The 16,188-nt window shown below is 71.4% G+C and carries 15 protein-coding genes; 4 read left to right on the forward strand and 11 right to left on the reverse strand.

The genetic code is table 11. The annotated features are described in order from the left end of the window. The first annotated feature begins 11 nt into the window (after positions 1-11). Positions 12-3,482: a M28 family peptidase gene (locus tag DRB89_RS37440; protein WP_162689017.1), complete on the forward strand. Its 3,471-nt coding sequence runs from the start codon at positions 12-14 to the stop codon at positions 3,480-3,482. A 99-nt stretch (positions 3,483-3,581) separates the two neighbouring features. On the opposite strand, the gene DRB89_RS37445 is transcribed toward DRB89_RS37440, so the two are convergent. The 5 genes from DRB89_RS37445 to DRB89_RS37470 form a co-directional block, all read right to left on the reverse strand. Continuing rightward, on the reverse strand, positions 3,582-5,093 hold the full coding sequence (locus tag DRB89_RS37445) for a hypothetical protein (RefSeq protein WP_239516918.1): 1,512 nt from the start codon (positions 5,091-5,093) through the stop codon (positions 3,582-3,584). Positions 5,094-5,307: 214 nt separating this feature from the next. Further along, positions 5,308-5,502: a hypothetical protein gene (locus DRB89_RS37450; protein ID WP_112449373.1), complete on the reverse strand. Its 195-nt coding sequence runs from the start codon at positions 5,500-5,502 to the stop codon at positions 5,308-5,310. Between the two features lie 100 nt (positions 5,503-5,602). Beyond that, positions 5,603-6,262 carry an ATP-binding cassette domain-containing protein gene (locus DRB89_RS37455; RefSeq protein ID WP_112449372.1) on the reverse strand — a complete coding sequence of 220 codons (660 nt, stop codon included), beginning with the start codon at positions 6,260-6,262 and terminating at the stop codon, positions 5,603-5,605. Positions 6,263-7,501: 1,239 nt separating this feature from the next. After that, complete coding sequence (locus tag DRB89_RS37465; RefSeq protein ID WP_112452563.1) at positions 7,502-7,747, reverse strand: DUF397 domain-containing protein; 246 nt, start codon at positions 7,745-7,747, stop codon at positions 7,502-7,504. Continuing rightward, a complete protein-coding gene (locus DRB89_RS37470) occupies positions 7,744-8,571 on the reverse strand; it encodes a helix-turn-helix transcriptional regulator (protein WP_239516919.1) in 828 nt (275 codons plus the stop codon). The genes DRB89_RS37465 and DRB89_RS37470 overlap by 4 nt, the downstream gene beginning before the upstream one ends. 136 nt (positions 8,572-8,707) lie before the next feature. On the opposite strand from DRB89_RS37470, the gene DRB89_RS37475 reads away from it, so the two are divergent. The 3 genes from DRB89_RS37475 to DRB89_RS37485 are packed head-to-tail and all read left to right on the forward strand — an operon-like array spanning position 8,708 to position 9,823. Then, positions 8,708-9,133 carry an ATP-binding protein gene (locus DRB89_RS37475; RefSeq protein ID WP_112452562.1) on the forward strand — a complete coding sequence of 142 codons (426 nt, stop codon included), beginning with the start codon at positions 8,708-8,710 and terminating at the stop codon, positions 9,131-9,133. A 46-nt stretch (positions 9,134-9,179) separates the two neighbouring features. After that, complete coding sequence (locus DRB89_RS37480) at positions 9,180-9,422, forward strand: type II toxin-antitoxin system VapB family antitoxin (protein ID WP_112452561.1); 243 nt, start codon at positions 9,180-9,182, stop codon at positions 9,420-9,422. After that, complete coding sequence (locus tag DRB89_RS37485) at positions 9,419-9,823, forward strand: PIN domain nuclease (protein WP_112452560.1); 405 nt, start codon at positions 9,419-9,421, stop codon at positions 9,821-9,823. The genes DRB89_RS37480 and DRB89_RS37485 overlap by 4 nt, the downstream gene beginning before the upstream one ends. Positions 9,824-9,877: 54 nt before the next feature. Here DRB89_RS37485 and DRB89_RS37490 read toward each other — a convergent pair whose 3' ends face one another. The 6 genes from DRB89_RS37490 to DRB89_RS37520 all read right to left on the reverse strand — a co-directional run bounded on the left by DRB89_RS37490 (position 9,878) and on the right by DRB89_RS37520 (position 16,149). Continuing rightward, positions 9,878-10,126: a hypothetical protein gene (locus DRB89_RS37490; RefSeq protein ID WP_112452559.1), complete on the reverse strand. Its 249-nt coding sequence runs from the start codon at positions 10,124-10,126 to the stop codon at positions 9,878-9,880. A 58-nt stretch (positions 10,127-10,184) separates the two neighbouring features. Beyond that, entirely contained in the window at positions 10,185-11,045 is an 861-nt protein-coding gene (locus DRB89_RS37495; RefSeq protein ID WP_112452558.1) for a TIGR03619 family F420-dependent LLM class oxidoreductase, read from the reverse strand. A gap of 159 nt (positions 11,046-11,204) precedes the next feature. Continuing rightward, on the reverse strand, positions 11,205-12,491 hold the full coding sequence (locus DRB89_RS37500) for an ADP-ribosylglycohydrolase family protein (RefSeq protein ID WP_239516565.1): 1,287 nt from the start codon (positions 12,489-12,491) through the stop codon (positions 11,205-11,207). Positions 12,492-13,001: 510 nt separating this feature from the next. Further along, positions 13,002-13,847 (reverse strand): sugar phosphate isomerase/epimerase family protein, encoded by an 846-nt coding sequence (locus tag DRB89_RS37510; RefSeq protein ID WP_112452755.1) that lies wholly within the window; start codon positions 13,845-13,847, stop codon positions 13,002-13,004. Continuing rightward, positions 13,844-15,001, reverse strand: a complete 1,158-nt coding sequence (locus DRB89_RS37515) for a dihydrodipicolinate synthase family protein (protein ID WP_112452756.1) — start codon at positions 14,999-15,001, stop codon at positions 13,844-13,846. Before DRB89_RS37515 ends, DRB89_RS37510 begins: the two co-directional genes overlap by 4 nt. After that, positions 14,998-16,149 (reverse strand): Gfo/Idh/MocA family oxidoreductase, encoded by a 1,152-nt coding sequence (locus tag DRB89_RS37520; protein ID WP_162688897.1) that lies wholly within the window; start codon positions 16,147-16,149, stop codon positions 14,998-15,000. Before DRB89_RS37520 ends, DRB89_RS37515 begins: the two co-directional genes overlap by 4 nt. Between the last annotated feature and the right edge of the window lie 39 nt (positions 16,150-16,188).

The raw sequence follows: 16,188 nt of genomic DNA on the forward strand, positions 1-16,188 counted from the left end.
CCATAGCGGCCATGGTGCTGACCACGGGCCTCGCCGGCACGCTGGCCGGCACGGCCACCGCCGCGCAGACGGCGGACCCGGCACCCGGCCAGAGCAAGGCCGAGCGCGCGGTCGCCGCCGCGGACGCCGCCGTGCGCAGCGGCCTCGACACCCTGGTCAACTCCCCGCAGCAGCAGTACGACCGGCGCCTGGTCACCCCCTGGGTCAAGGACCTGTACTCGGTCGCCTACGAGCGCAGCTACCGCGGCCTGCCGGTCGTCGGCGGCGACGCGGTCGTCCTCGCCGACGGAGAGGGCCGGGTACGCGCCCTCCAGTCGGCCTCCTCGACCGTGATCGACGTGGCGACCACCCCGTCGGTCAGCGCGAAGGCCGCCGAGGCCGCGTCGCGCGCCGAGCAGGTCAAGACCGACCAGGTGCAGAGCACCCGGCTCGTCGTCAAGCTCAAGGACGACAAGCCGGTGCTGGCCTGGGAGACCGTCCTGACCGGCCGGACCGCCAAGGCGCCCAGCAAGCTCCACGTGTTCGTGGACGCCCGCACGGGCAAGGTCGTCGACACCTTCGACGAGGTGGTCGCGGGCAGCGGCAACAGCAAGTGGAACGGCCCGAACCCGCTGACCATCGACACCACCGCGTCGGGCGGCACGTACTCCCTGCGCGACCCGAACCGCACCGGCCTGAGCTGTGCCGACTACAGCTCCGGCAGCGTCTTCTCCAAGTCGTCGGACTCCTGGGGCACCGGCAACCCCACCTCCAAGGAGACCGGCTGTACGGACCTCATGTTCGCCGCGCAGAAGCAGTGGGACATGCTGAGCCAGTGGCTCGGCCGCAACGGCGTGAACGGCAACGGTCGCAGCTTCCCGGCCAAGGTCGGCCTGAACGACGTGAACGCGTACTGGGACGGCAGCTCCGTCAGCATCGGCCACAACAACGCCAACGAGTGGATCGCCGGCGTCGACGTGGTGGCCCACGAGTACGGGCACGCGATCGACTCCAACACCCCGGGCGGCACCAGCGGCCAGGAGTCCGGGCTCGGCGAGGCCACCGGTGACATCTTCGGCGCCCTGACCGAGGCCTTCATCAACCAGCCCGCCCCGTACGACACTCCGGACTACACCGTCGGCGAGGTCATCAACCTCGTGGGCAACGGTCCCATCCGCAACATGTACAACCCGCCGGCCGTCAACAACGACCCGGCCTGCTACAGCTCCGCGATACCCGGCACCGAGGTGCACGCCGCGGCCGGTCCGCTGAACCACTGGTTCTACCTGCTCGCCGAGGGCACCAGCCCGGGCGGCGGCAAGCCGAACAGCAGCACCTGCAACCAGTCCACGCTGACCGGCGTCGGCGTGCAGAACGCGGGCAAGGTCTTCTACGGCGGCATGCTGCTGAAGACCTCCAGCATGTCCTACAAGAAATACCGGACGGCGACGCTGAGCTCCGCCAAGTCGCTGGACGCCACCTGCAACCTGTTCACCAAGACCAAGGGCGCCTGGGACGCCATCAGCGTCCCCGCGCAGCCGGCTGACCCGACCTGCACGCCGAGCGGCCAGAACGACGACTTCTCGCTCGCGCTGAACCCGTCCACCGGCACCGTCCAGCAGGGCGCCTCGGTGACCACCAGCGTGGCCACCGCGGTCTCCACCGGCTCGGCCCAGCAGGTGACCCTCACGGCGTCCGGCCTGCCGTCCGGGGTGAGCGCCACCTTCAGCCCGGCCACCGTGCAGGCGGGCCAGTCCTCGACGCTGACGCTGAGCGCCTCCGCCAACGCGGCGCCCGGGACCTCGAACGTCGTCGTCAAGGGCCAGGGCACCACCCTTTCGCACACCGTCGACTACGCGCTGACCGTGGGCGGCACCACGCCCAACCCGGGCGCGCCGAACATCGACGTGGCCGCCGTCCAGGCGCACCTGACCCAGCTGAACACCATCGCCTCCCAGAACGGCGGCAACCGCCGTGCGGGCAGCGCCGGCTACACCCAGTCGGTGGCGTACATCAAGGGCAAGCTGCAGGCGGCCGGCTACACGGTCACCGAGCAGAACTGCTCCTCGTGCACCTACCCGTCGAACAACCTGATCGCCGACTGGCCGGGCGGCCCCGCCGACCAGACGGTCATGTTCGGCGCGCACCTCGACAGCGTCTCGGCGGGCCCGGGCATCAACGACAACGGCTCGGGATCCGCGACCCTGCTGGAGAACGCGCTCGTCCTCGCCCAGAAGAACCCGACGATGACCAAGCACGTGCGCTTCGCCTGGTGGACGGACGAGGAGCAGGGCCTCAACGGCTCGAGGTTCTACGTCAACCAGCTCAGCAGCACGCAGAAGTCGGCCATCAAGGCCTACTACAACTTCGACATGGTCGGCTCGACCAACGGCGGCTACTTCATCAACAACGTCAACTCCACCGCCGCCGCGCCGCTCAAGGCCTACTGGACCTCGCTGAACCTCGCTCCCGAGGAGAACACCGAGGGCCAGGGCCGCAGTGACGACTACTCCTTCCAGCAGGGCGGCATCCCCACCTCCGGCTACGCGGCCGGCGCCAGCGCCCGCAAGACCTCGGCCCAGGCGGCGAAGTGGGGCGGCACCGCGAACGCGGCGTACGACCCCTGCTACCACAGCTCCTGCGACACCACGAACAACATCAGCGCGACGGTCCTGGACCGCAGCGCCGACGGTGTCGCCTACACGGTCTGGAACCAGGCCGTCGGCGGGACCACGCCCGGCCCCGACTTCTCGATCAGCGCCTCCCCGGCCACCGGCAGCGCGAACCAGGGCGGCACCGCCACCTCGACCATCAACACCGCCACCGTCAGCGGCGCCGCCCAGACCGTCGCCCTGTCGGTGACCGGCGCCCCCGCCGGCGTGACCGCGAGCCTCAGCCCCACCTCGGTCCAGTCCGGCAGCTCCTCGACGCTCTCCGTGCAGATCGGCGCGAGCACGGCGCCGGGCACCTACACCCTGACGGTCACCGGTGCGGGCTCCGTCAGCCACACCACCACCTACACCCTGACCGTCACCGGCACCGGCCCCTCCTGCACCCCGCGCCAGCTCATCTCCAACGGCGGGTTCGAGAGCGGCTCCACCCCGTGGACGGCCACCTCGGGCGTCATCACGAACCAGGCCGGCCAGACCCCGCACGGCGGCTCGTACAAGGCCTGGCTCAACGGCTACGGCCAGACCCACACGGACAGCGCCTCGCAGTCCGTGACCGTCCCCACCGGCTGCGCCTCGTACCGGCTCGGCTTCTACCTGCACATCGACACCGCCGAGACCGAGAACACCGTCTACGACAAGTTCACGGTCTCGGTGGGCGGCCAGACGCTGGAGACGCTGTCCAACGTGAACGCGGCCCCCGGCTACGTGCTCAAGACGTACGACGTCTCCCGGTTCGCCGGCCAGACGGTCGTCCTGAAGTTCCAGGGCGTGGAGGACCCGTCCCTCCAGACCTCCTTCGTCGTGGACGACGTCACCCTCCAGGTGAGCTGACGCCCCCGGCACCGCTGAGCACGACCTGAGCACCACCTGAGCACCACCCGGGCGGCACCCGCCCCGGCCCCACGGCCGGAGCGGGTGCCGCCCGGCGGTTCAGCCGCCGTCGCGGACCGCGACGATGCCGTTGAAGACGCCGATGTAGGCCGTCCCGTCGGGGCCGAGGGTGATCGGGGCCCAGTTGTTGTCGTACAGCGGGCCCGTGCCGGTCAGCTGCCGCCAGCGGCGCTCACCGGTGCGGAAGTCGACCGCCGTGAGGTACCAGGCGTCGATCCCCCAGAAGTTGGGCTCCTTCTCGTAGAAGTAGAGCAGCCCGTTCGCGGTGGAGAGCTTCGGGACCACGGACGGCGAGCGGATCGCGCTCTGCCAGACCGTGTCGCAGCCGCTGCCGTCGGCGCGGACGTCGATGCGGCTGACGCCGCCGACGACCGACTTGCCGAGGACCAGCGAAGTGACGTTCTCGTAGCCGTAGTTGTTCTCGACCACGATGCTGTTGCCCCAGGTGATCAGGGAGTTGTCGGTGGTCGAGGCGCCCGATCCGAAGACCGGCACCTTGCACACCAGACGCTGGTCGGCGGGCACGTCCACGCCCCGCCGGTAGACCAGGACGTTCATCCGGTCGTCGGCGTTGTCGGTGATCGCGACGTAGCCGTTGCCGAAGAGGTCCGGGGTGGTGCCCGAACCCTGGTTGACCGAGCCGGGCTTGGTTCCCGTTCCCCGGTCGTACGTCTGGCGCCACTGCGCGACGGGGGTGCCGTCGGCGTCGGCGCGGAAGCTGTAGAGCGCGTGGTCGGTGACGATGGAGACGCCGTCCTCGGCGACCGAGAAGGAGTTCTGGATCTCCTCCCCCGCCAGCCGGATCGAGCGGATCGCGGAGGTCGTCGGGTCCACGGTGCCCACGCGGCCCTGGCGGGTGACCCACCAGATGCGGCCGTTCCAGTCGGGCATCACCGAGGTGACCGGGTCACAGGTTCCGGTGGGCCACAGGTTGGTCCAGTCGACGCAGTCGTGCGGGACCTGGCCGGTGAGGTCCCAGTCGTCGTCGACCTTGAACTCCCAGCCCCCGTCCGGCTTCTGGACGTGCGAGAGCCGCAGGATGTGCTGGCGGGAGTCGGCCAGCACCGCCCGGTCCTGGTCGTCCAGGTAGAAGTAGGCGCCGCCCGAGGTGTCCTTGAAGATCTTCGAGAAGTCCAGCGAGGTGATCGCCTGGACCGTCGAGGAGCGCTGCGGGAGCTGGTGCTCCGCGAGCGTGGCGAGCGTACGGGGCTCAAGGAGCTTGACCTTGAAACCGCCGAAGGTGCCGCACACGGTGACCAGGCGGCCGCCCGAGTCGAAGGTGGCGGTGGCGCATTCGCCGCCGAGGGCGGCGATCTTCTCGCTGGTCACCCGCGGGTTCTTGCCGAGCGGTCCGGACCAGGGCGAGGTGGCGCTGCCGGCCGCGTCGGAGTGCATGCCGCTGCGGCCGTTGGGCGCGAGGAAGGGGTGCTGCGGCGGGGCTTCGCCCGGCAGCGCGGCGGCGGTGGCGGGCCCGCCGTCGTAGTGGCTGACCAGGCGGTGGCCCGGGGCCAGGGGTATCTCCTCGGCGGCGGCCGGGGCGATCCCGTACATCGCCGTGAAGGCGACGAGGGCCGGCACCACAGCGCAGTTCAGCGCTCTTCGGAACATCCGGTCTTCCTCCTTTGTCTTCAGTTTTATTGACATCGCGTATGACATCGCGCCGCCGCCAGACGCTAGATCGCGCGGCCCGAGGAGTCCATGCACGAGCCGGATGATTCACGAAGGCGCAACAGTCGATCACCGTGCGCGGGAGGACCGGGGCCGGCTACGGCTTCAAACCGCCGACCACGTTCGCCGTGGCCGAGACGCCGTTGTGGATGGTCGCCGCCAGGCTGCTGCTCGCGAGGTAGAAGCCGAGCAGCACGCAGACGAGGGCGTGGGACAGCTTGAGGCCGCCGCCGCGCAGGAAGATCCACGCGAGGACGAGGAGCAGGACGACGACGGAGAGGGAGATCACCATCGGAACACCTCCCTACGCGGCGCCATGGTGGCGCAGGAGGAGGGCTCTTCGAGCGAAACCCCTGTCCGCCAAACGGGTGTTGACCGTCCGTGACCGGCGCTCAGTCCTTGACGATCTCTTCCCAGCGGGTCGTCCGCCCGCACCAGCGTCCGAGCAGCACCGGGTCGTGGCCCACTGCCAGGAGGCCGGCGCCGGACTCCGCGCGGTACTCCTCCACCACGCCGACCAGCGCGGCGGCGGTGGACGCGTCGAGCATGGCGGTCATCTCGTCGCACACCAGCCAGCGCGGCCGCAGCACCAGCGCCCTTGCCAGGCAGGCCCGTTGCAGCTGGCCGTCGCTGACCTCGTGGGGCCGCCGGGCGAGCAGGTCCGCCCCGAGCCCCACCCGGTCGGCCAACTCGGGCACGGTCGTGTCGACTTCGCCGCGCCGGCCGGTCGCCCGGAGGGGTTCGGCGATGAGCTCGCGCAGCCGCAGCCGGGGGTCCGCCGCCAGCCTGGGCTGTTGGAACACCACGCCGACGGCGGTGCGCAGGGACCGCGGCGCCTGGTGCCGGAAGCCGGTGACGACGCGGCCGTCGAAGGCCACGGTGCCCCGGTCGGGCCGGTGCAGCAGGGCGGCGACCCTGGCCAGCGTGGACTTGCCGCAGCCGCTGGGGCCGAGCAGTCCGAGGGACTCGCCGGGGCGCAGGCTCAGGTGCGCGCCGCGCACGACGGGTGCGCGGCGGTCGTAGCCGGCGGTGATGCCGCTGAGCTCAAGCATGGTGGCAGGCCACCCCTTCGGCGAACGGGGGCCGGCCGGCCCCCGTTCGCCGAAGGGGTGGCCTGCCACCATGCTTGAGCTCAGCCTGGCGGGGTGGCTTTGACGGCGGGTCGGAGGCGGTGGGTTGGCGGGACCCACGTGCGGGGTGGCTTTGACGGTGGGTCGGTGGCGCCGGGTTGGCGGTGCCTGTGTGCGGGGTGGCTTTGACGGTTGTCGGGTGGCGTCCCGGGTGTCCAGTGTCCTTCCGTGCCGGGCCGGCCCCTCAAGGGCGCTCCCTTCGGTCGCGTCGCTTCGCGATGGCCTTCGGCCACCCTTGACCGACCGTCCCGTCCCGGAACAACACAAGACTCCCGGGATCCCCCCGAAGGATGGCCGGGGGGAGAGAGGGGGAGGGACGGCCCGGTCGCGGCAGCCCGCCTGTGGCGTTGAGGGCGCACCGGATCGCTACACAGTCCCGCTCGGCATAGCGGCCGCCGGCCCGTCTGTGGCTGGACATAAACCGCATCGGATCGCTACACAGCCGCTCTCGGCTCAGCGACTGCGGCCCGTCTGTGGCTGGACATAGGCCGCACACCCGCCACACGCTCTCTGGTCGGCTCAGCGACCGGCGGGCGGTCCGTGGTTGGGCACAAGCCGCACGAGACCGCTGGGTGCGTCGCTGGGCATAGCGGCTGCGGGCCGTCTGGGGGAGTGAATGATCAGTTCTCGGACTCTATGGACGAAGGGTTCGTCGCCAGACGACGTCAGGCACCCTCCCGCCCCTGGCGGCCTATGTCCAGCCACAGACGGTCGTCGGTCGCTAAGCCGAGAGCGACTGTGTAGCGATCTGGTGCGCCTCAAGGCCTCGGAGGGGCTTGTGGTCGTCCTTTGGCGCGTGTTGGGCGGGCGGAGCTTCGGGAAGGGGTGCGGCATGCCCGTGTGGGTGGCCGGTTCGGCTGCGGTGGCGCCTGGGGCTGTCTGTTCGCTTCTGCCGCGTGCTGGTGTGGCTGACCGGCGGGACGCGGCTCGATGGGCCTCTGACACGGCCGTCCCTCCCCCTCTCACCCCCCGGCCATTCCCCGGGGGGATCCCGGGAGTCTTGTGTGTTTCCGTGTCGGGACGGTCGGTCAAGGGTGGCCGAAGGCCATCGCGTAGCGACGCGACGAAGGAGCGCCCTTGAGGGACCGTCCCGGCGCGGAAGGACACTGGACGCCCGGGACGCCCACCGGTAACTGTCGAAGTCCCGGACCGGCCCGCAGCTCAGGCCTCCGTGACCCCGCCGAGGAACGCAGCCCAGGAGCCGGGCGTCACGGCCAGCTCGGGGCTGGCGTCCACCTTCGAGTCCCGGATGTGGACGGAGTCGGCGCAGGCGGCGACCTCGACGCAGTCGTCGCCTTGGCTGCCGCTGTACGTGGACTTGTGCCAGGACAGGGCGACTTCGACGCAGCTGTCGCCCTGGCTGCCGCTGTAGCTGCTCTTGAACCACCGGAGCTGGGAGCTGTTCACAGGGATCCTCGCAATCGCATCAACAGGCCCGCACTGTCCGCCGGATTGAGGGCCTGGATGCGAAGTTTGGCATACCGCTGGTGGAGCAGGCTGACGTCTTTCGGTTCGGTGATGACCTGGCCGGACTGTTGCCCCTCCGTGTAGCCCATCCAATCGTGGTCCTCGGTTTCGAGGAGCTGGAAAGAGCCGTCGACCCCAGCGTGGACGGGGCTGACCGTAGGCATGATCTGGAGATCCACGTTGGGCAGACGCGCGCTCTCCAGTAGATGGTCGATCAACTCCCGTGTGACCTCTGCGCCTCCCGTCTGCCGCTCGATCACCGCCTGCTCGATGATGAAGCTGAACGCGATGAACGGCGTCCTGCGCAGTAACGCTTGGCGGCGAAGCCGCAGGAGGACGCGCGCCTTCGCGTCCTCCGGTGTCGGCAGCGGCGGTACGTCCCTGATCTGGGTCCGCGCGTACGCCTCGGTCTGCAGCAGCCCCGGTACCGACCTGCACTCGTAAGTGTTGAGGGCGATCGCACCCTTCTCCAGCTCCGCCCACCTCCGGAACCACTTCGCCAGTCCCCGCCGCCGCGTCAGCTGGTTCGCCGCGATGCGGATGACGCCGAAGGCGTCCAGTTTCTCCTCCACCCGGTCGACGAACTTGGTCGACGGGTGGCGGCGGCCCTGTTCCACCGAGCCGATGTACTGGACCGAGTAGCGGATCAGGGGGCCCAGCTGTTCCTGCGTCAGGCCGGCCCGTTTGCGGAAAGCCTTGACCATGTCTCCGAAGCTTTCGAGGTCGCTGTCCTGCTCGACCTCGCCGTCACCGCTCTCGTCCACGCTTGCCACGGCGGTCACCTCCCCGCGACAACCTTCACGGTCGGTGACCACCACTGTCCAGAACGTGAACTCGTACAGTTGAAAAGTAGCGGTCCGCTTGCTGGGAACTGCCCTGCTCGCGCGGGACGTTGCTCCCATGACCGCACCTTCGGATTCCCCCCACGCCTTCGTACGCGTGTTCACTCAGCGTTTCAGCTCCACCCGGCGCGGGGCCCGCCTGGCCCGGCAGCTGGCCCTCGTCGAGCTGCACGACTGGGGCATCCCCGACCGCACCGGGCTCTCCGAGGACGCCGGGCTGCTCGTCGCCGAGCTCGCCGCCAATGCGGTGGCCCACGGGCGGGTTCCCGGGCGGGACTTCGAGCTGCGGGTGAGCCTGCTTCCCGGAGCGCTGCGCATCGAGGTGTCCGACGCCCGGCGGGACCGCCGGCCCGTGGTGCGGCCGCACGAATCCCGGGCCGAGTCGGGCTACGGCATGCGGATCGTCGACGCCGTCGCCGCCGACTGGGGGGTCAGGGACCGGGTGGTCGGCAAGACCGTCTGGGCGGAGCTGACCGTCCGGTGATATCCTTTTTTGGAATCGTATATACGCGCCCGGCCTGGAGGTCATCATGTCCCGAACGGTGATCGACCTGGACGACGAAGCCCTCGCAGAGGCTGCCCGCCACCTCGGCACCACGACCAAGCGGGACACCGTGAACGCGGCCCTGCGGGAGATCGCGGACCGCCGTCGCAGAGCCGCTGCTGTGGAGCGGATGCGGCAGATGGTGGCCGACGGCGAGATCGACTTCTCCGTGATCGAGGGCGGCGATGCCGACGGTGCACAAGGGGCCGGAGGGCGATCGGCCGCGTGAGCGAGAACTTCCTGATCGATACGAGCGCACTCATCCGCTTCTACCGTGGGCAGACCGCTCCCGCCTGGGACGAGGTGGTCACTTCCGGGGTCGTGGGTTTGTGTGAACCGGTGCGCCAAGAGTTCCTGCGTGCCGTGGGTGGACGCCCGGCGTACTACGAGGCTGACGGTCTGCTCCGTGAGACCTTCCCGTACTTCGTGGCACGGGACACCGTCTGGGAGGAGACCGCAGCCCTTCAGCAGAGGCTGGCCGACGAGGGGTGCCACCAGTGCGCCAGCCCCGTCGATCTGTTCGTCGCTGTGGCCGCACAGCATCACAAGTTGACGGTCCTCCACCAAGACGCAGACTTCGAAACCATTGCCCGCATCACGGGCCAGCCCGTCCGGCGCATCGTCGGCTGACGCGGCGGCCTTCAGGGGGCGTCTGCCCCCCCGCAGGGTCTCGCAGGCCGTCGGTCAGGCGGAGTCTTCCGGGACGAAGAGGCTCACCTGGTAGGTCGACGGGTGGGTGAGGCGGCCGCAGAAGTTGTCGATGCGCAGCTGCGTCAGGTCGGTGACCGTGCCTTCGGATCGGAGGCGGCGGACGTACTCCGCCATCTCCGCCTGGTCCTGTGTGGAGAACAGCAGCTCCCAGCGGCCGGGGGTGTCCCGCGTCCGCTGGTGAGCCCGCTCCTTGCTGCGTTTGCGCTTGCGCTGGCCTGGCATGCGGTCATTCTCGGGGTGTGTGCGGGGCCTTGCCCAAGGGGTTTTCGCGGAAGCCGGGTCAGAGGTACCGCGCGAAGTCGTCCAGGACGGCCAGGACCTCAGCTTCGCCCTGTGAGGGGAGCTGGAGGACGACCTCCTCGATGGCCAGGTCGGCATAGTGGGCCATCTTTCCCGGGGTGGGCTGGACGGCGTACGGGACCACCTGGAGGGACTTGGGGTCGCGGCCCGCGGCCTCCCAGACCTGGCGCAGCACCGGGAGGGATTCCGTCAGGCCGCCGCCGCCGATCGGGAGCCAGCCGTCGGAGTGGTCGGCGATCGCTGCGAAGAGCTTGGGGCCGGCCTGGCCGCCGATCATGGTGCGGGGGCCGTACAGGGGCACGCCCGGGGCGAGTTCGCGCGGGGCCTGCGCGGGCTTGGGGTGCGCGGAGCTGGCCTGGACCGAGGAGAACTCGCCGACGTACGCGGTGGGTTCGGGGGCCCACAGGGCGCGCATCAGGGCCATGCGGTCGCGGACCAGCTCGCGGCGGCCGCGCCACTCGACGCCGTGGTCGGCGGCCTCCTCGACGTTCCAGCCGTAGCCGATGCCGAGGGTGACGCGGCCGCCGGACAGGTGGTCCAGCGTGGCGACCTGCTTCGCGAGGCCGATGGGGTCGTGCTGGGCGACGAGGGTGATGCCCGTGCCGAGGTGGAGCCGCTCGGTCACGGCGGACGCCTGGCCGAGGGCGACGAAGGGGTCCAGGGTGCGCCCGTACATCTCCGGGAGCTCGCCGCCCATGGGCGCGGCGGTGACGCGGCTGACCGGGATGTGGGTGTGCTCCGGGAGGTAGAGGCCGGAGAAGCCGCGCTCCTCGAGAGCGCGGGCGAGGCGTACGGGAGAGATGGTGCGGTCGGTGAGGAAGATGGTCGTGGCGATCCGCATGTGCGCTGGCACCTCCGTGAGTGGGACGGCCAAGGTACGGCTTCGCGTGCGCGGACGGGAGGGGCGCGCGTCGGCCACCGCGCCCGGTGTGACCGCGGCCGCGGGACGGTGGTCCGGGGCGCGGTTCGGCCGCGGTTCCGGCCGTGGGCCGGGCGCCGGTCAGCCGCGCGGGTAGCGGGCCAGCCAGCCGGGGGAGGCGGCCGTCGGGCTGTGCAGGGCGGGGCCCTGGGTCATCTCCAGGGCGAAGTCGTCCGCGAGCTCCAGGACCGTGGCGCGGCCCTCGAGGCCGGCCAGCCAGCCCGCCGGGAGGGCGGTCTCGCCGTGCTGCGCGCCGAGCAGCGCCCCGCACAGCGCGCCCGTGGCGGCGGAGTCGCCGCCGTGGTTCACGGCGAGGCGCAGGCCGTGCGCCACGTTCTCGGCGACGAGGGCGCAGTACACGGCGATGGCGAGGACGTCCTCGGCGTCGCGGCCGTCGCCGGGGGACAGCGCCTCGATGGCCTTCGCCGACGGGGCGCCGGCCGTGACGGCCGCCAGCGCCCGCTGCAGGGCGTCCGTGACGGGCTGGTGTCCGGGGCGGACGCCGAGCAGGCCGAGCGCGCGCTGGACGGCGGCGTCGAGGGATTCGCCGCGGGTCAGCCCGTGGACGATGACGGCGAGGGCGCCCGCCGACAGGTACGCGGCGGGGTGGCCGTGGCTCTGCGCGGCACATTCGACGGAGAGTTGGAGGACGAGCGCGGGCTCCCAGCCGACGAGCAGCCCGAAGGGCGCCGAGCGGGTGGTGGCGGCCGCGTCGCGGGCGGTGGGGTTCTTGGGCTGGTCGAGGGTGCCGAGGGTGCCGTCGGCGAAACCGGTCATGCAGGCGCGGGCGGGACCGCGGCGGGCGTAGAGCCACTCCTCCTGCGCGAGCCAGCCGTTGTCCGTGCGGCGCTCGTCGGGGCCCCAGTCGTGCTGGGTGGCGGCCCAGCGCAGGTACGCGCGGTGCACGTCGGTCGGCGGGTGCCAGGCGCCGGTGTCCCGGCGCACGTGGGCGCGTATCAGGCCGTCCACGGTGAACAGGCTGAGCTGGGTGGCAGCCGTTACGGGGCTGCGCCCGGGGGCGGCGGCGGGGCCGGGCGCCGGGTCGGTCAGGCCGGCGGGGCCGTGGGCGGCGTGCAGCGCTTCGAGGGAGAGGGCGGCCACGGGGGCGCCGAGGGCGTCGCCGATGGCGGAGGCCAGCAGGGCGCCCCGGACGCGGCTGCGGAAGTCCTGCTGCTCGGTGCGGCCCCAGAGGCCGGTGGTGACGGAGGCGCGGCCGCCGATGGTGTCCCCGGCGCCCGGGCCGGAGGCGGGGCCGAGGCCGGTTCCCGTGCGGGGCTCGGGGGGTGGTGCGGGCATCGCGGTGAGCGGCTCGGCCGCCGCACCGCCCGGACCGTGGTGCTCCCCGGACTTTTCCGTCGCCGTGTCCATTTCGATCCCCCCGGACTGCCCGCGCGTGCTCTGGCGGGCACTGTAGTGGACGGCGCCGATCGGGTCCGGAACCAGCCGGACGGAACGGCTTGTTTCCACCGTTCCCCTGGGCTGGAAAATCCAGCCCCGCCGGCGATTGAGCCCCGGGGTCCGGGGCGCAGCCCGAGGGGTCTGGGGCGCAGCCCCACGGGGTCCGGGGTCTGGCTCTGTTGGCACTTTGACGCTGCCGACGATCTCCTCTGTGTAGTGTTTGCTCTGGGCGGCGTGTGTAGGGAGCGTAAAAAGTGTATAAGAGGAGAACAGGGGGATAAGGGGTATATAGTAAAGGATCATAAAACTCGCATCGGAAGAAAGACAGGCAATACCCCCCGAGCCTAGGCCCCTGCCGCGACGAGTCCGTCCGCCGGGTCGTTGACCGGCTGCAGCATGCCCGTGAGGGCCATGACGAAGAGGGGTATCCCCAGCTCATCCGCGCGCGTGCGCGCCGCCCCGTGCCCCCGGGCGCCCGCGTCACCCGACGTGTTCGCGGTAGCGCTCGACCACCTCCCGCAGCACCTCTCCACCGTCCCGGGCCCACAGCCCCGGATGGAAGATCTCCACCTCCACCGGCCCCCGGTACCCGGCGGCGTCGGTCAGCTCCCGGAAGGCCCTGAGGTCGATCGAGCCATCGCCCAACTGCCCCCGGCCGAGCAGTACGCCCTCGGGGAGCGGGGTCACCCAGTCGGCGACCTGGACGGACACGATCCGCCCGCCCTCGCCGGCCCGACGCAGCTCGGCGGGGAGCCGCTCGTCCCACCACAGGTGGTAGGAATCGACCACCACCCCGACCCGTTCCGCGGGGAACCGCTCGGTGATGTCCAGGGCCTGCCCGAGCGTGGAGACCACGCAGCGGTCCGACGCGTACATCGGATGCAGCGGCTCGATCCCCAGCCGCACCCCGAACCCGGCGGCATACGGCGACAACTCGCCCAGGATGTCGACGATCCGCTCCCGGGCCCCCGCCAGATCCCGGTCGCCTTCGGGCAGTCCGCCCGAGACGAGGACCAGCACATCGGCCCCCAGCTCGGCGGCCTCCTCCACGGCCCGGCGGTTGTCCTCCAGGGCGGCGGCGCGCCCCGCGGGGTCGGCGGCGGTGAAGAAGCCGCCCCGGCACAGCGAGCTGACCCGCAGCCCCGCACCGGCGACCAGCTTCGCCGCCTCCCGCACCCCGAACCTCCGCACCGGATCGCGCCACAGCCCGACCGCGCCCACCCCGGCCGCCGTGCACCCGGCGACCAGCTCGGGCAGCGACCACTGGCGGATCGTCTCCTGGTTCAGGCTGAGCCGGGCCGGCGCCGGTGCCGGTGCCCCGTTCACGACGAAACCCCGTGCAGGGAGAGCAACTGACGCATCCGGGCCTCGGCGAGCTCCGGGTCCGGGAACAGGCCCAGGTCGTCGGCCATTTCGTACGCGGTCGCCAGATGGGGGAGCGAGCGGGCCGAGTGCAGCCCGCCCACCATCGCGAAGTGCTCCTGGTATCCCGCGAGCCAGGCCAGCAGGACCACCCCCGTCTTGTAGTAGCGGGTGGGCGGTGCGAACAGGTGCCGCGAGAGCGCCACCGTCGGATCCAGCAGCTCCCGGAACCCCGCCGGATCCCCCTCGTCGAGCGCGAGCGCCGCACGGGCCGCGATCGGGGCGATCGGATCGAAGATGCCCAGCAGGGCGTCGCTGGCCAGCTCCCCGTCCCCGGCGATCAGTTCCGGATAGTGGTAGTCGTCCCCCGTGTAGCAGCGCACCCCCGCCGGCAGCCGCCGCCGGATGTCCACCTCGCGTCCCGCGTCGAGCAGCGAGACCTTGATCCCGTCGACCTTCTCCGGACACTCAGAAATGATCTTCAGGAAGACCTCCGTCGCCTCGTTCAGGTCCTCGTGCCCCCAGTAGCCCTCCAGAGCCGGGTCGAACATCGGCCCCAGCCAGTGCAGGACGACCGGCCGGGCGCTCTGGCGCAGCAGCCCCCCGTACACCTCCAGATAGTCCTCGGGGCCGCGCGCCGCGGCGGCGAGGGCGCGCGAGGCCATCAGCACGGAGCCCGCACCGCACGCCTCGACATGCGCCAGCTGCTCCTCGTACGCCGCGGTGACGGCGGCCGTCGAATGCAGCGTGTCCGCGGACAGTTGGTCGGTGCCCGCCCCGCAGACGATCCGCCCGCCCACCGACCGGGCCTCGGCGGCCGACCGGCGGATCAGCTCCGCGGCGACCTGCCAGTCCAGGCCCATCCCGCGCTGCGCTGTGTCCATGGCCTCGGCCACGCCGAGCCCCTGCGCCCACAGCCGGTGCCGGAAGGCCAGTGTGGTCTCCCAGTCGATCACCGGCGCGGAGTCGGCCGAGGCGAAGAGGGGATCGGCGACCACGTGCGCGGCCGAATAGAAGGTGCGGCTGCCGGCCGGGGCGCAGTTCAGCGGGGCCAGCGGAACGCTGGTCGGCGTGTGCGGGCGGAAACCGCCGTCCATCGACGGGAGCCGGATGCTCACAGCGTCACCTCCGGCACCGCGAGCCGCCGGCCCTCGGCGGAGGAGCGCAGTCCGAGATCGGCCAGCTGCACCCCGCGGGCCCCGGCCAGCAGGTCCCACTGCCAGGGCTCGTCCAGGACGACGTGGCGCAGGAACAGCTCCCACTGGGCCTTGAAGCCGTTGTCCGCGGGGTTGTTGTCCGGGACCTCCTGCCACTGGTCGCGGAACCGCTCGGTCAGCGGCAGGTCCGGATTCCACACCGGCTTCGGCGTCGCCGCGCGGTGCTGGATCCGGCAGCCGCGCAGCCCGGCGACCGCCGAGCCGTGCGTCCCGTCGACCTGGAACTCCACCAGCTCGTCGCGGTTGACCCGGACCGCCCAGGAGGAGTTGATCTGCGCGACCGCACCGCCCTCCAGCTCGAAGGTTCCGTACGCCGCGTCGTCCGCGGTGGCCTCGTACGGCTTGCCCTCCTCGTCCCAGCGGCGGCCGATGTGGGTGCGCGTCAGTGCCTGCACCGTGCGGACCCGGCCGAACAGCTCGTGCAGCAGGTACTCCCAGTGCGGGAACATGTCGGCGACGATCCCGCCGCCGTCCTGCGTCCGGTAGTTCCACGACGGCCGCTGGGCGGGCTGCCAGTCGCCCTCGAAGACCCAGTAGCCGAACTCCCCGCGCACGGAGAGGATCTCGCCGAAGAACCCGCCGTCGATGAGCCGCTTGAGCTTCAGCAGGCCCGGCAGGAACAGCTTGTCCTGCACCACTCCGTGCTTGACCCCGGCCGCGTCGGCCAGCCGGGCGAGCTCGAGGGACGACGCGAAGGTCAGGGCGGTGGGCTTCTCGCAGTACACGTGCTTGCCGGCCGCTATGGCCTTGCGCACGGCCGCCTCGCGGGCGCTGGTGACCTGCGCGTCGAAGTAGACCTCGACCCCGGGATCGGCCAGGACCGCGTCAAGGTCCGTGCTGACGTGCTCCAGCCCATGCCGGTCGGCGATGGCCCGCAGGGCCGCCTCGCGGCGCCCGACCAGCACCGGCTCCGGCCACAGCACCGTGCCGTCGCCGAGGTCGAGTCCGCCCTGCTCGCGCAGTGCGAGCAGGGAGCGGACCAGGTGCTGGCGGTATCCCATCCGCCCGGTGACGCCGTTCATGGCGATCTTGATCGTCCTGCGCTCCACGGTGTCCCCCTCCTTCGTCTTGTGCGGTGTGGCTTGTGC

Source organism: Streptomyces sp. ICC4, from assembly GCF_003287915.1.
Taxonomy (GTDB): domain Bacteria; phylum Actinomycetota; class Actinomycetes; order Streptomycetales; family Streptomycetaceae; genus Streptomyces; species Streptomyces tritrimontium.

Bases quoted from the DNA above. Each gene is read 5' to 3' on its own strand.
- DRB89_RS37440 (WP_162689017.1), top strand. From the start codon at position 12: ATGGTGCTGACCACGGGCCTCGCCGGCACGCTGGCCGGCACGGCCACC.
- DRB89_RS37445 (WP_239516918.1), bottom strand. From the start codon at position 5,093: ATGTACGGGATCGCCCCGGCCGCCGCCGAGGAGATACCCCTGGCCCCG.
- DRB89_RS37450 (WP_112449373.1), bottom strand. From the start codon at position 5,502: ATGGTGATCTCCCTCTCCGTCGTCGTCCTGCTCCTCGTCCTCGCGTGG.
- DRB89_RS37455 (WP_112449372.1), bottom strand. From the start codon at position 6,262: ATGCTTGAGCTCAGCGGCATCACCGCCGGCTACGACCGCCGCGCACCC.
- DRB89_RS37475 (WP_112452562.1), top strand. From the start codon at position 8,708: ATGACCGCACCTTCGGATTCCCCCCACGCCTTCGTACGCGTGTTCACT.
- DRB89_RS37480 (WP_112452561.1), top strand. From the start codon at position 9,180: ATGTCCCGAACGGTGATCGACCTGGACGACGAAGCCCTCGCAGAGGCT.
- DRB89_RS37490 (WP_112452559.1), bottom strand. From the start codon at position 10,126: ATGCCAGGCCAGCGCAAGCGCAAACGCAGCAAGGAGCGGGCTCACCAG.
- DRB89_RS37495 (WP_112452558.1), bottom strand. From the start codon at position 11,045: ATGCGGATCGCCACGACCATCTTCCTCACCGACCGCACCATCTCTCCC.
- DRB89_RS37500 (WP_239516565.1), bottom strand. From the start codon at position 12,491: ATGGACACGGCGACGGAAAAGTCCGGGGAGCACCACGGTCCGGGCGGT.